Raw genomic sequence first — 14948 nt, forward strand, 5'->3', positions numbered from 1 at the left:
GCTGGAGGGCGAAGCACTCCCAGGCTTTTTGGGGGCCGCTTCGCAGCCCAGCGGGAGCAAGCTCCCTCGCCACAGCAGGCCCGCAGCTACGAGGGATTGGGTTGAGTCGGTCATAGCGCAGTGTCCAGGGCAGCATCGGTACGCACGCCGCGCCAGGCGTTGAAGCGATGGCGCGCGCGGTCCAGGTAAAGGTAAACCACCGGGGTGGTGTAAAGGGTCAGAACCTGGCTGAACACCAGGCCGCCAATAATGGTCAGGCCCAACGGGTGGCGCATCTCCGCACCATCACCACTGCCGAGCAGCAACGGCAAGGCACCGAGGATCGCGGCCAGGGTGGTCATCAGGATCGGCCGCAGGCGCAACAGACAGGCGCTGCGGATCGACTCCAGCGGGCTCATGCCATCGTTGCGCTCCAATTGCAGCGCCAGGTCGATCATCAGGATCGCGTTCTTCTTCACCACGCCGATCAACAGGAACAAACCCAGCAGCGAGATCAGGCTGAACTCGCCCCCGAGCAGGTAGATCGCCAACAACGCACCGACACCGGCCGACGGCAGCGTAGACAGGATGGTCAGCGGGTGGATGTAGCTTTCATACAAGATACCCAGCACCAGGTACACCGCCACCAGCGCGCCGAGAATCATGAACGGCTGGCCTTTCTGGGTCGCGGCGAACGCATCGGCAGTGCCGGCCATCTTGGCGATCACATCCTCGGGCAACCCGACTTTGGCAATCGCACGCTCGATAGCCGCCGTGCCCTGCTCCACCGTGACCCCGGGCGCCATGTCGAAGGCGATATTCTCCGAAGCGAACTGGCCTTCATGGCTGACGCGGTCGTCGGCCAGGCTGTTCTCATAGTGGGCAATGGTCGACAACGGCACCCGTGCGCCGTCGGCCGTGATCACCTGCACCTGGTTGAGGGTGATCGGGTCCTGGGCGTATTTGGGGTTGACCTCCATCACCACCTGGTACTGGTTGAGGCTGTCGTAAATGGTGGAAATCTGCCGTTGGCTGTAGGCGTTGTTGAGCACCGCCGTGACCATGTCCATGTCGATGCCCAGGCGCTTGGCCTGGTCGCGGTCGACAATCAACGTCACCTGGGCCGCGCCGCGGCCTTCGCGGGCGTCGATGGCGGTCAGCTCCGGCAACTCACGCATCGCCGCCACGACTTTCGGGTACCACAGGCGCAACGCGGCCAGGTCGCCGCTTTGCAGGATGTAGGAATATTGCGCGCTGGTCTGGTCGCGGCCGCCCCCGAACTGCAGGTCCTGGTCGGCCATAAGGAACAAGCGCCCGCCCGGCACCAGCGGCACCTCCTTGCGCAGGCGCTCGATCACCGCCTGGGCGGAGATCTTGCGTTCGCCAAGCGGCTTGAGGCGCACCAGCATCACTGCGTTGTTAGTGCCTTGGTTGCCACCGATAAAGCCGGCCACACTGAGCACCGCCGGGTCCTTGAGCACCGCCTGGCGAAAGATCTCCATCTTCGGCTGCATGACGCTGAACGACAGGCCATCGTCACCGCGCACGAAGCCGATCAACTGGCCGGTGTCCTGCTGGGGCATGAAGGTTTTGGGCACCACCACGTACAGCGCGATATTCACGCCCACGGTGACGAACAGGCTGAGCAAGGTCAGGCGCCGATGGCGCAGCACCCAATCCAGGCTGGTGGCGTAGCCGGCGACCATGCGCTCGTTGATCTTCTGGCTCCAGCGCTGCAAACCGGTCTGCCGGTCCTTCACATGCGGCTTCAACCAGCGAGCGCACAGCATGGGTGTCAAGGTCAGCGAGACAATCAGCGAGACGATGATCGCCGCCGACAAGGTGATGGAAAACTCGCGGAACAGGTTGGTAACAATGCCGCCCATGAACAGGATCGACAGGAACACCGCCACCAGCGACACGTTCATCGACAGCAAGGTAAAGCCCACTTCCTGGGCGCCCAGGTAGGCGGCTTTCATCGGTGGCACGCCGTCGTCGATGTGCCGGGAAATGTTCTCCAGCACCACGATGGCATCGTCCACGACCAAACCGGTGGCGAGGATCAGCGCCATCAGCGAGAAGTTGTTCAGAGAAAACCCGTACAGGTACATCACCGCAAAGGTGCCCACCAGCGACACCGGCACCGCCAGGGTCGGGATCAGCGAAGCACGGAAGTTACCCAAGAACAGGTACACCACCAGGATCACCAGCCCCACGGCAATCAGCAGGGTCATTTCCGCCTCATGCAGGGTGGCAGTGATCACTGGCGAGCGGTCCATGGCCAGGCTGAGCTTGACGCTGGACGGCAACACCGCCTGCAACGCCGGCAACTGCGCCTTGATCTGCCGCACGGTTTCGATGATGTTGGCGCCGGACTGGCGGTTGATCACCAGCAACACCGCCGAATCATTGTTGAAGAAACCGCTGTTGTAGCGGTCTTCCACCCCATCGGTGATCTTCGCCACGTCCTTGAGACGCAGGGCTGCGCCATCCTGATAGCGAATCAGCAGGGGCTCATAGTCCTTGGCTTTCTCCAACTGATCGTTGGCCTGGATCTGCCAGTTGCGCTCGCTGTCTTCCAGCGAGCCTTTGGGCCGGCGCTGGTTGGCATTGGCGATGGTGTTGCGCACATCGTCCAGGGCGACGCCGTACTGATCGAGGGCCTTGGGTTCCAGTTCGATGCGCACCGCCGGCAGCGAACTGCCGCCGATCTGCACTTCGCCCACACCCGGCACCTGGGACAGGCTCTGGGACAGAATGGTCGAGGCCAGGTCGTACAACTGGCCTTTCTGCAACACGTCGGAGGTCAGCGACAGCACCATGATCGGCGCCTGGGACGGGTTGATCTTCTTGTAGGTGGGCATGCTGCGCATGCCACTGGGCAGCAGGTTGCGCGACGCGTTGATGGCCGCCTGCACTTCCCGCGCCGCCCCGTTGATGTCGCGGTCGGAATCGAACGCCAGAATCACCCGGGTAGAGCCCTGGCTCGACGAGCTGCTCATGGTGGTGATACCGGCAATCGCGCCGAATGAGCGCTCCAGCGGCGTGGCCACCGTAGACGCCATCACCTCGGGGCTGGCGCCGGGCAAGCTGGCCGACACCACGATCACCGGAAAGTCGATCTGCGGCAATGGCGACACCGGCAACAAATTGAAGCTGACGCCACCGAGCAACATGATCGCCAGGCTCAGCAGCATGGTCGCGACCGGCCGGCGGATGAAAGGTCCGGACAGGTTCATGGCTCAACCGGCTCCAGGCGTTGTGGCTCTTTGCGCCAGCGCCGGCCAAGACGATCGAAGTACAGGTAGATCACCGGCGTGGTGAACAGCGTCAACACCTGGCTCACCAGCAACCCGCCGACCATCACCAGGCCCAGGGGCTGGCGCAGTTCGGCGCCGGAGCCGCTCGCTAGCATCAAAGGCACCGCGCCGAACAAGGCAGCCAGGGTGGTCATCAGGATGGGCCGGAAGCGCAACAGCGCGGCCTGGTAGATCGCGGTCTGCGGGTCCAGGCCCTGGTTGCGTTCGGCGTCGAGGGCGAAGTCGATCATCATGATCGCGTTCTTTTTCACGATACCGATCAGCAGGATGATGCCGATGATCGCGATCATGCCCAGGTCATTGCCACTGAGCAGCAACGCCAGCAAGGCCCCCACCGCCGCCGACGGCAAGGTCGATAGGATAGTGATCGGGTGGATGTAGCTCTCATAGAGCACACCGAGCACGATGTACATGGTGACCACCGCCGCCAGGATCAACAGCAAGGTGCTCGACAACGAGGCTTCGAACGCCTGGGCCGCGCCCTGGAACTGGGTTTGCACGCCCACCGGCATGCCGATGTCCTTCTGGGTCTGGTTGATCAGTTCCACGCCTTTGCCCAACGCTACGCCGGGCGCCAGGTTGAACGACATCATCACCGCCGGGAACTGGCCGATATGGGCAATTGCCAATTGCGCCTGGCGCTGTTCCACATGGGCCAGGCTCGACAGCCGTACCTGACCACCGTCAGTGGTTTTCACATGGATCTGGTTGAGGGCCGCCGGGCCGAGGGTTTCGCCGGACTGGGCCTGCAACACCACTCGATACTGGCTGGCCTGGGTGTAGATGGTGGAGATCTGGCGCTGGCCGAAGGCGTCATACAGCGCATCGGTGATGGTCGAGACACTTACGCCCAGGCGCGAGGCCGCGTCGCGGTCGATCACCAGGTACACCTGCAAGCCTTTGTCCTGCAGGTCACTGGCCACGTCGGTGAGTTCCGGCAACTGGCTGAGGGCGTGTACCAGCTTGCCGCTCCATAACGCCAACAACTCGGCGTCCGGGGAGGACATGCTGAACTGGTACTGGGTACGGCTGACCCTGTCCTCGATGGTGAGGTCCTGCACCGGTTGCATGAACAGGCGGATACCCACCAGCTTGTCAATCTGCGGTTGCAGGCGGGTGATGACCTCGGCTGCGCTCAAGTCGCGCTGGCCGTGAGCCTTGAGGTTGATGAGCAAGCGGCCGCTGTTGAGGGTGGCGTTATCGCCATCCACGCCAATGTAGGACGACAGGCTCTCGACCGCAGGGTCGGCGAGAATGATCTTCGCCAGTTCCTGCTGGCGCTGGCTCATGGCCGCAAAGGAAATCGACTGCGGCGCCTCGGAAATACCCTGGATCACCCCTGTGTCCTGCACCGGGAAAAAACCCTTGGGCACCACCAGGTACAGCACCACCGTAAGCCCCAGGGTGGCGATCGCCACCAGCAACGTCAGCGGCTGGTGCTTGAGCACCCACTGCAACTTGCGGCCGTAGGCTTCGATCAGCCAATCAATCCAGGCGCCGCTGGCTTTGTAGAAGCGGCCCTGCTCTTCTTCCTTGGGTTCGCGCTTGAGCAGGCGCGCGCACATCATGGGCGTGAGGGTCAGGGACACTACCAGGGAAATCAGGATCGCCACTGCCAGGGTGATGGCGAACTCACGGAACAGCCGCCCGACCACGTCGGCCATGAACAGCAACGGGATCAATACCGCGATCAACGACAGCGTCAGGGACACCAGGGTGAAACCGATCTGCTTGGCGCCCTTGAGCGCGGCCGCCATCGGCGTCTCGCCTTCCTCGATATAGCGCGAAATGTTCTCCAGCATCACGATGGCGTCGTCCACCACAAACCCGGTGGCGATGGTCAGGGCCATCAGCGTCAGGTTATTGATGGAGAATCCGGCCAGGTACATCACACCAAAGGTGCCCACCAGGGACAGCGGCACGGCGATGGACGGGATGATCGTGGCGCTGACCCGGCGCAGGAACAGGAACGTCACCATGACCACCAGGGCAATGGCGATCAGAAGCTCGTGCTGTACGTCTTTGACCGAGGCGCGGATGGTCTGGGTGCGGTCGGTGAGCACCGTCACGTCCAGGCCGGCCGGCAGGTTGTCGGTGATGCTCGGCAGCAGGGCCTTGATACGGTCTACCACCTCGATCACGTTGGCGCCCGGCTGGCGCTGAATATTGAGCAACACGGCCTGGTTCTCGTTGGCCCAGGCGGCGAGGCGCTCGTTTTCAGCGCCGTCGACGATCTGCGCGACATCCTTGAGCCGCAACGGAGCGCCATTGTTGTAGGCCAGGATCAGTTCGGCGTATTGCTCGGGCGAGACCAGTTGGTCGTTGGCGTCGAGCATCGAAACGCGGGTGGGGCCGTCAAAGTTACCTTTGGGCTGGTTGACGTTGGAGGCGGCGATCAGGGCGCGTACGTCCGAGAGGTTCAAGCCATTGGCCGCCAGGGCCTCGGGGTTGACCTTGATACGCACGGCCTGGCGCTGGCCACCGGCGATGCTGACCATGCCGACACCGCTGATCTGCGCGATTTTCTGCGCCATGCGGGTGTCGACCAAATCATTGAGCTTGGGCAGCAACATGGTCTTGGAGGTGATTGCCAGGGTCAGCACCGGGGTATCCGCCGGGTTGACCTTGTTGTACACCGGCGGCGCCGGCAGATCCTTGGGCAACAGGTTGGTGGCGGCGTTGATCGCGGCCTGCACCTGTTGCTCGGCCACATCCATATTGATGTCGAGGTTGAAACGCAGGGTCAGCACCGAGGCGCCGCCGGAGCTGGTAGAGGCCATCTGGGTCAGCCCGGGCATCTGCCCGAACTGGCGCTCCAGCGGTGCGGTGACCGCGCTGGTCATCACATCGGGGCTGGCGCCGGGGTACAGGGTCATCACCCGGATAGTCGGGTAATCCACCTGGGGCAACGCCGACACCGGCAGCAGGCGGTACGAAATGATGCCGGCCAGGACAATGGCCAGCATGCTCAGCGTGGTGGCGACCGGGCGAAGGATGAACAGGCGCGACAGGTTCATGAACCGACCTTTTGCGCCTTGCCGGCGTCAGCCCCGGTCTCCCCTTTCGCTGCGGGCTTGCCTTGCAGGTGCTCGGTCGGCGTGGTCGGCACCTCGCTGCTGGCGTTGACCACTTCGATCTCGCTGCCGTCCTTGAGGCGGTCGGTGCCTTCCAGCACCACGCGGTCGCCAGCGACCAGGCCTTCCTTGATCACGGTGTTTTCGCCATCGGTGTCACCTACCACCAAGGGCTGGACCTTGACCTTCTTGTCGCCGTCGAGCTTGTAGACAAAGGTGCCATTGTTGCCGAACTGGATCGCCGCAGATGGCGCCAGCACCACGTTCTTCAAGGTATCAGCCAGCAGGTGCACATTGACGAACTGGTTGGGGAACAGCGCCTGGTCCTTGTTATCGAAACGCGCCTTGAACTTCAGCGTGCCGGTGGTGACGTCAATCTGGTTGTCCAGGCTTTGCAGTACACCGACCGCCTGCTTTTTCACGTCGCCACGGTCCCAGGCTTCCACGGGCAACTTGTTACCGGCGTGGTAACGAGCCAGCACGGTTTCCAGGGTATTTTCCGGCAGGGTGAAGGCCACGCTGATTGGCTGGGTCTGGGTGATTACCGCCAGGGCGGTGGTGTCGTTGGCGGCGACGAGGTTGCCGACGTCAAGCTGGCGCAAACCGACCCGGCCGCTGATGGGCGCGCGGATTTTGGTGAATTCCAGGTTGAGCTTTGCGTCGTCCACCGCGCCCTGGTTGGTCTTGACCGTGCCCTGGTACTGCAACACCAGCGCTTCGGCGGTGTCCAGGGTTTGCTTGGCGATACTGTCCTGGGCGTACAGGTCGCGATAACGCTGTACATCGACCTGGGCGTTCTTCAACTGGGCCTGGTTCTGCAGCAAGGTGCCCTGGGCCTGGAGCAAGGCGTTCTGGTAGCTGCGCGGGTCGATTTCTGCCAGCAGGTCACCGGCCTTGACCATTTGCCCTTCCTCGAAGGCGATCTTGACCAGCTCGCCGCCCACCCGGCTGCGCACATTAATGGTGTTCAGCGCCGTGACCGTACCCAGCGCCTTGTAGTACACCGGGAACTCACCCAGCACTGCAGGGGCCACGCGCACCGGCACTGGGCCAGTGGACCCGCCGAAGCCCGGGCGCGCCATGCCGGTTTTACCCGTGTGCCCGGCCGGAGCGTCTTTATGGGCCGCGCCGCTGGGCCAGAATTTCCAGCACAGGCCGGCGATAACCAGCAGCACGAGCAGGCCAAACAGCCAGCGGCGGGAGTTGCGGGGGGAGGATTGCATGGAGTGATCAACCATTGGGCGCGAGAGCTTCTACTTTGGGAGGCTGAAAGATAAGCACTGGGGGGCCTTAAGAAAAGCACCTTTACCGGCTATTTACTTTGGGCTTACAACGTTTAACTTCTGATCTTAGTCCACCGGCTATTTCGCTAAACCGCTGACGCTCAAATAAAAACGGCCTGGACTAGGCCAGGCCGCAATCATGCATCATACGTGTTACTGCCAAACGACAGTCATACGTAGAAACAGTTACTTCAACACAGCCAGGGCGGCGTCGTAGTTTGGCTCTTCAGCAATTTCCTTGACCAACTCGCTGTGCAGCACGTTGTCGTTTTCATCCAGCACCACGACAGCGCGAGCGGTCAGGCCCTGCAGCGGGCCGTCAGCGATGGAAACACCATAGTCAACGGCGAAGTCGGCATTGCGGAAATCCGACAGATTCTTAACGTTTTCCAGGCCTTCGGAGCCACAGAAACGCGCTTGGGCGAATGGCAGGTCGGAGGAGATGCACAGGACCACGGTGTTGGCCACATCGTTGGCCTGGGCATTGAACTTGCGCACGGAAGTGGCGCAGGTTGGGGTATCAACGCTTGGGAAGATGTTCAGCACTTTGCGCTTGCCGGCAAAGGTAGCCAGGGTGGCGTTGGACAGGTCGCCGGCGGTCAGGGTGAAGTCTGCAGCTTTGGCGCCGACTTTCGGCAGTTCGCCTTCAACCTGGACCGGGTTGCCTTTAAGGGTGACTTGAGCCATGAACGGAATCCTTATGCTGGTTTTTGGTTAAACAAATTCGAGAGGCGGAAGTTAACCACAAAGTGCCGACGCTACCTACCGCCAGACACAAATTGTCATGTCGTCAGGTTGTGGTTTAATTGCGCGCTTTTCGCCCGCCCTTCAAGGAAACCGTCGTCGATGAGTCAGCCCGTCACCAAAGTCCTGGTCATTGGTTACGTCTGGCCGGAGCCCCGCTCCTCGGCCGCGGGCGGGCATATGATGCAAATCCTTGAGAGTTTTCTTACGCAAGGTTGGGACATTACCTTCAGCAGCCCGGCCACCATTGGCGAGCACAAGGCCGACTTGCCGGCACTCGGGATCGCCGAACGCACCATCGAACTGAATAACAGCAGTTTCGACGACTTTATTCGCGAACTGGCCCCGGATATCGTGCTGTTCGACCGTTTCATGATGGAGGAGCAATTCGGCTGGCGCGTAGAACAATGCTGCCCCGACGCCCTGCGCGTGCTGGAAACCTCCGACCTGCAAAGCCTGCGCGACGCCCGTCACCAGCGGCTCAAAGAGCAGGTGAAAGCCCAACCCGACAGCGACGACTTCAGCGCCCTGTTCGCGCCGGCGCTGGAAGACGAGTTCCAACGCATGGCCGACACCGACCTGGCCAAACGCGAAATCGCCGCCATTTACCGCTGTGACATCAGCTTGATGATCTCCGACGTGGAAATCCGCCTGCTCACCGAACAGTTCAAGGTGCCTGCCGCCCTGCTCCACTGGTGCCCCTTGATGCTGCAACCGCCCACCGACGCATTTGCGCCCTTTGACGACCGTGCGCATTTCCTCAGCATCGGTAACTTCCGCCACGCGCCCAATTGGGATGCGGTGCTGTGGATGAAGCACCGCCTGTGGCCACTGATCCACCAACAACTGCCAGGCGCCCAATTGCATATCTACGGCGCCTACACCCCGCCCAAGGCCACCGCCCTGCACAATCAGGCCCAGGGTTTCCATGTAATGAACTGGGCCGAAGATGCGCTGCAAGTCATGACCGCCGCGCGCATCTGCCTGGCACCGTTGCGCTTTGGCGCGGGCATCAAGGGCAAGTTGGTCGACGCCATGCTGTGCGGCACGCCCAGTGTCACGACCCCAATCGGCGCCGAGGCCATGGGCGATGACCAGCCCTGGCCCGGCGTGATTGCACAGGATGCGCCGGCCCTGGCTGCCGCTGCCGTGGCCCTTTATCAGGACCGTGAGCGCTGGACCCGGGCCCAGGAACACGGGCGCCAACTGCTGGCCCGGCGCTATGACCAGAACATCCACGGGGCCGCCTTGGTGGAATGCCTGGAACGCTGTCGCCGCGACCTCGCTGCCCATCGCCGGGACAACTTCACCGGCAGCATGCTGCGCCACCACGCGCATAAAAGTACCCAATACATGTCCCAGTGGATCGAGGCGAAAAACCGCACCCTGTAAACACTGCTGCTGGCGAGGACGTGCGTGACGGGGCATTATCCTACGCAGCGATCACAATAAAGCGACGGCAGCATGACCCGAGCAACGCGCATCACCGACCCTTCATACGAGTTAATGGACGACCACAACGGCCTGTCCATCATCTATCGCCAACACGGCTTCCCCTGCCCGCTGGTGCGCTGGCACTTCCACAAGGAATACGAGCTGCACCTGATCGTCGCCAGCTCCGGCAAGGTGTTTATCGGTGACTACATCGGCAACTTCTACCCCGAAAGCCTGTTCCTCACCGGCCCTAACCTGCCCCATAACTGGATCAGCCAGGTGGAAGAAGACGAAGTGGTGCCCAAGCGTGACATGCTGGTGAACTTCACCGATGACCTGTTCGAGAGCGGCAGCCATATTTTTGCTGAACTCAAGAACCTCGCACCGCTGCTGGAGCGCGCGCAGTACGGCATCGAATTTCGCTGCAAAAAAACCATCACCCAGGCCATGACCTTGATGCAACACATCGAGGACGCCAAGGGCATGGCGCGCCTGGGGCAGTTTTTTATCTTGCTGGACGTGTTGAGCGTGTGCGAGGACTACCAATTGCTCTCCGGCGTAACCACGCCGCAATTGGCCGACGAGCACAGCATAGACCGCACCAACCGGGCAGTGGATTACATCTTTGCACATTACGCCCGCGAGCTACCGCTGGAAGAAGTGGCGCAATACCTGGGGATGAAGCCGACCTACTTCTCGCGGGTGTTCAAGCAGGCGACCGGTCGCACCTTTATCGAATTCGTCAACCGGCTGCGCATCAGCAAGTCCTGTGAATTACTCGCGGACGGTGACAAGGCCGTCACGGATGTGTGCTTTGAGTCAGGCTTCAACAATATTTCCAACTTCAACCGACGCTTTCAGCAACTCAAGGGCATGACCCCTTCCCACTACCGACGGTTGGCGATGCAGCGGTTGACGGAGCAGAACCTGATGCCGGTAGACGCCTCGCACTTCAGTTAAAAACCGCAAGCTGGCCATCTGGCGAACGCTCTCACGCCTGTCCCGATCACATCCCGTAATAGCTGGGGCGGAACGCCTCCCTGTGTATGACCAAAAAGTGACAAGTCAGTTGCTGACCACGCGCTTTCTTATCGTACCCATGAGGCCCCCATGAGCATTATTGCAACGTACTCGCCCTTACCCACCCCGCCCCGAAATTTGCCTCCATCCCCTGCAACAGTGGACGCGCAAACCAGCTTGATTCGGACCCCACGCAGCCCATCGGCCGGTGTAGTGACCCTGGAAGGCCGAAACACAGCCGAGCCGTTGGTGAGTCAGGCTGACGCGGACATGGCAGATAAACTCGCCACCGCCCTGATGGAGGAGGTCAATGTACACGCTACCAGCCGTTACATGCCGTCTTCCTTCGGCACAGTCCATGACATTCCAACTCACTCAACATTCGGGCAGCTTTGGTCACAGCTGACGCACGCACTCAAAAACGAGCCGTTCGCGACGTTTGCGAAGAATAACAACATCAACATTTCAAACCTGAAACTAACGCCTTCCGGATTTCTGGATGGCACCATTAACGGCAAACGCAGCAGCTTTTCCAAATACGACGATGGCTTCGAGGAAGCCGCTGTCAACGTCTTCGAGGTTGTGCGCAAACTCTCTACGAACAACGTCCCGATTGTGTATATCGGCGAACACACCGCCACCACCCATGCCGTCGGTGCTTTTTACGCCATGAGGGTTCCGACGACGAAGGCCGAGGCACTCGAGCAAATCCGGGTGTTGCAGGATATCAAGACATTCCCATCGCTACTTGCTCCTGAAGGCAATGCTGCGCGGCCCCACCGACAGGACGTTCAGCACGTCAGGCATATGCGGGATGAAGCCATACAGAACCTTGCGCTGCAGGTCATGCTTGAGCCTGGCAAGTTCCCCCAGGCACAACGCCCGGACGTCGTGCAGCCGCCGGCGCCGCCCGGCAGCGCAGAACCGGCCACCACACCGATCGGAACCTCGAGCGCCACCACTGACCCCGTCGCAGATATTGCCCGTCGCCAGTTTGCCGGTGAGCCCAACGTTTACTCGGTGGTCGCTCGAGTGCTCAGCGACAGGCTGAAGGAAGCCTCTCCAGGGCTGGATTTCGACATCAACCAGATTGCCATTGAAACGCCCGATCCGGACAATCCCTCCAAACCCAAGCGCACACAATTGATGGCACTTGCCTTCGACTACCTGACTGGCGGTGACGCCCCAGACTTCCTCGATTCCGCCAGGGCGTTTGACACGCGTCCCGATCGACTGGCACGCACAGGCACCGCTGCCGACACTCCGCTAGTCCTCGACTTTTCAGCTCTGAGCGGCGTCATGGGTGCGCTGCCGGACCGACTGAACCAGGCCTATGAGGCAAATTTGCGTGAGTACTGGGCCAAACCTGCGTTCAACACGGGCATTGATACCGGTGCCGTTTTCAGCGGCAGTCACCGGACGTTGGTCAGCCGCATTCTGAAAAGCAACCTGCAACTGGCCAGCCTTAAACAATCCGGCCTGGATGATGAACAGCGCAAGACCATCGACATGGTCGTGAGGCATCCCGAAGGCGCCACGCGCCCCGCCCCACTTGACCCCAACTCATCGGGCGCCACCGTCTACAGCCTGGCCGACTCCGCACCGAACATGGTGGTTCATCGCTACCTGGCGCAAGCCAATCGCGACATCCTGCTGCTGGTGGAGCCCAACGGCAAAATCACTCCCTTCAACAGTTGGGATGAGCTCGAAAGCCTGGGCGGTTCAAAGGAAGAGATGACCGGCAATCTGTTCGATGGCCAGGCCGACGTCCTCATCAATCGGCATCTCGGCAGCAGTCTGATTTCCCCTGCCTCCCCACGTGGCCCGGACAGTTCGGTGCAGGCGCCGCCCACACTGCCCGACTGGATGAGCAACGCAGGCGAGGCCGAGCGTTTCATCATGCATGAACTCAGCCTGGGACTGGCCAGTTTCAACCAACTGAACGAAGGCCGCAGCTACAACAGCGATATCAAGGACATCCACACGTTCGCCCAGCAGCAATTCGACTTTTTGCCCAGAAGCAAAAAACTCACGGCGCACCCCGCGGCTAAACTCGAGGTGGTCTTCAAAGTCGCTTATGGGGCACAGGGTACCGCCGGGGAAATCGTCCGCCAGACCATGAGCCTGACAGACATGCTCCTCAATAACTTGTCAGGATTACCCAGCGGCCAGATTGAGGTCTTTTACAATACAGGGCTCAAGTATAAAGGCTCTGACTTCAAAGTCAGGGTGCCGGAGCTAGAGAAAGAAGGCGTACTCAAGCAGTTGGTCGACGACCTTGATATCGGCAAAACCTACCCTGACTTGCTGAGGAAAAAACTGCTTGAGGACCAAACCGAAAAAGCCCGGCGCCAGGCACTGTTCGCTCAGCAGGTACCGCTGGAGCTGCAGTTCAAGGCGCTGGAACTGAGCATCAAGGCAGAGTCCGGTTTCAACACCACGGGTTTTCGCTACGTTCAGGAGCTATTCAAGCCAGGCCCTGGCCCCAGGATCGTTGATGGCCAGGAAATCGTGATCCGACCGCTGGCGTTCGATAACCGGGCCAATGGGAAAACCGATGTGGTCGAAGGCGCCTATCTGATCGAACCCAAGGACAGCACGAACGGCCCGCACATCCTGTACCGCCCCCTGATGGGCGATGCGTCGTTGATGCAGTTTCCAACCCGCCAGGCGCTGCTGGAAGCCATACAGAACAAAGGCAAGCTGCAAAACGACATCCTCGCCTGGTTGCCTGATGAACAGACCCGCAACACCTACAGTGGCAACGGTTTCAAACATCCAAACCTGGTGATATTCGGTTTAAACCTGGGCTCTGTCCCGATGAACAAAACTATTCCCTTGGCCATGGATACCCGCCTGCAACAGACGCTGCAGGCGGGAACATTGATAAACCACCTGTACGAAGCCAACGCCCGCAGCTTGATCACCTTGGCCGGACAGCAATCGACATCCGACGCACAAAGCCGCTGGGCGAGCCTCAAGGAAGGCGGTTTCCTGTTGCTCAATTCTGTCCTGCCAGTATTGCGCGGGCCCGGTGCCATGCTCGGCTTGATGATGCAGTCCCAGGGCATAATCAATGACCTGGGCGTCCTGCTCGATGATGACGCGCAAAATAAAGAGGCGGCCCTGACGGACCTGCTGGTCAACCTGACGACGTTGCTCGCCCAGTTCAAGGAGCGCTCATTGTCGGAGCCTTCAGCCGTCACCTCAAACAGGTCGGCAACCAACACCAGCGTATTGATCGACGGCGATGCACGCCTTACCCCGCCGCCACAACGCTTTCGAATGGGAGGCCCGCTGGAAAAGATCACACCTGTGGACGGTGAGATCCAGACCAATGTAGATACTTACAATCGTAAAGGTGAGGAAGTTAAACGCTTGAATATCATCGGTCACGCGGCCAAGCCTGAAGGTGAGCAAGGAGCGCTGATTGTCGGGGAGAATGACAAAGTCTTTACGGCTGAAGACATCAATAATGAGCTTTTCGCCCGTGGCATTGACATCAGGAATTACCCGGAAGTGCGTTTGCTGGTCTGTTACTCCGCCAAGGGCGGTGATAACTCACTGGCATCACAACTGCACGCGCTGACTGGCGTGCCGGTCAAAGGTTATGAAGGCCCAGTGGACGTGAGTTACACATCTGGTACGGGCATAGACCCTGAGGATATCTACAAAACTGCCCTTGCAAAATACAAGGCAAAGTACCCAAGATTTTCTAAAGCCGACATTATCGAATTGGCAGAGATGGAGTTAAACAAACAACTGAAAGACGTTGATATATTTACCCACGTGGAAAAACAGAGTGGCAAAAAAGTAAATGTTAACTGGGGCACTATTAAAAAACCTCTTTGGGAGGAGATCGAAGTCGATTACCGGCCCAAGCGCTTCGGCTCGTCCAAGAAACGAACAAGTGCGGCCCCTGCCGAAATTCAAAGCCCCTCGAAAGAACTCAACGCCCTGGGTGAGTACAAGGATTTCAAGGATCTACCCGAGCCTGAAAAAATTAAAAACAGTATTGCCTTTACCCCCTCTGAAGACGGCCAGTATGAGTACTTCCTGGATCGACCAGCGGGCAGTAATGAAATCCGATTAAA

General features: G+C 60.1%; 7 protein-coding genes. 3 read left to right on the forward strand and 4 right to left on the reverse strand.

The features are described 5' to 3' along the window. Positions 1–110: 110 nt before the first annotated feature. From APH41_RS21765 to tpx, 4 genes are all read right to left on the reverse strand, one after another. Positions 111–3218: an efflux RND transporter permease subunit gene (locus APH41_RS21765; protein ID WP_054921435.1), complete on the reverse strand. Its 3108-nt coding sequence runs from the start codon at positions 3216–3218 to the stop codon at positions 111–113. Next, the gene (locus APH41_RS21770) at positions 3215–6316 is read right to left on the reverse strand and encodes an MdtB/MuxB family multidrug efflux RND transporter permease subunit (protein WP_014718694.1); all 3102 of its coding nucleotides are present in this window, start codon (positions 6314–6316) and stop codon (positions 3215–3217) included. Before APH41_RS21770 ends, APH41_RS21765 begins: the two co-directional genes overlap by 4 nt. Beyond that, the gene (locus APH41_RS21775; RefSeq protein WP_054921437.1) at positions 6313–7611 is read right to left on the reverse strand and encodes an MdtA/MuxA family multidrug efflux RND transporter periplasmic adaptor subunit; all 1299 of its coding nucleotides are present in this window, start codon (positions 7609–7611) and stop codon (positions 6313–6315) included. Before APH41_RS21775 ends, APH41_RS21770 begins: the two co-directional genes overlap by 4 nt. Positions 7612–7842: 231 nt before the next feature. After that, on the reverse strand, positions 7843–8343 hold the full coding sequence (gene tpx / locus APH41_RS21780; protein ID WP_003190967.1) for a thiol peroxidase: 501 nt from the start codon (positions 8341–8343) through the stop codon (positions 7843–7845). A gap of 159 nt (positions 8344–8502) precedes the next feature. On the opposite strand from tpx, the gene APH41_RS21785 reads away from it, so the two are divergent. The 3 genes from APH41_RS21785 to APH41_RS21795 all read left to right on the forward strand — a co-directional run. Beyond that, entirely contained in the window at positions 8503–9792 is a 1290-nt protein-coding gene (locus tag APH41_RS21785) for a glycosyltransferase (RefSeq protein ID WP_054921439.1), read from the forward strand. Between the two features lie 72 nt (positions 9793–9864). Beyond that, positions 9865–10794 (forward strand): AraC family transcriptional regulator, encoded by a 930-nt coding sequence (locus tag APH41_RS21790; protein ID WP_054921441.1) that lies wholly within the window; start codon positions 9865–9867, stop codon positions 10792–10794. 330 nt (positions 10795–11124) lie between these two features. Then, a partial coding sequence (locus tag APH41_RS21795) for a dermonecrotic toxin domain-containing protein (protein ID WP_371262636.1) occupies positions 11125–14948 on the forward strand: 3824 nt, incomplete at its 3' end.

The organism is Pseudomonas sp. NBRC 111138, from assembly GCF_001320835.1.
Taxonomy (GTDB): domain Bacteria; phylum Pseudomonadota; class Gammaproteobacteria; order Pseudomonadales; family Pseudomonadaceae; genus Aquipseudomonas; species Aquipseudomonas paracarnis.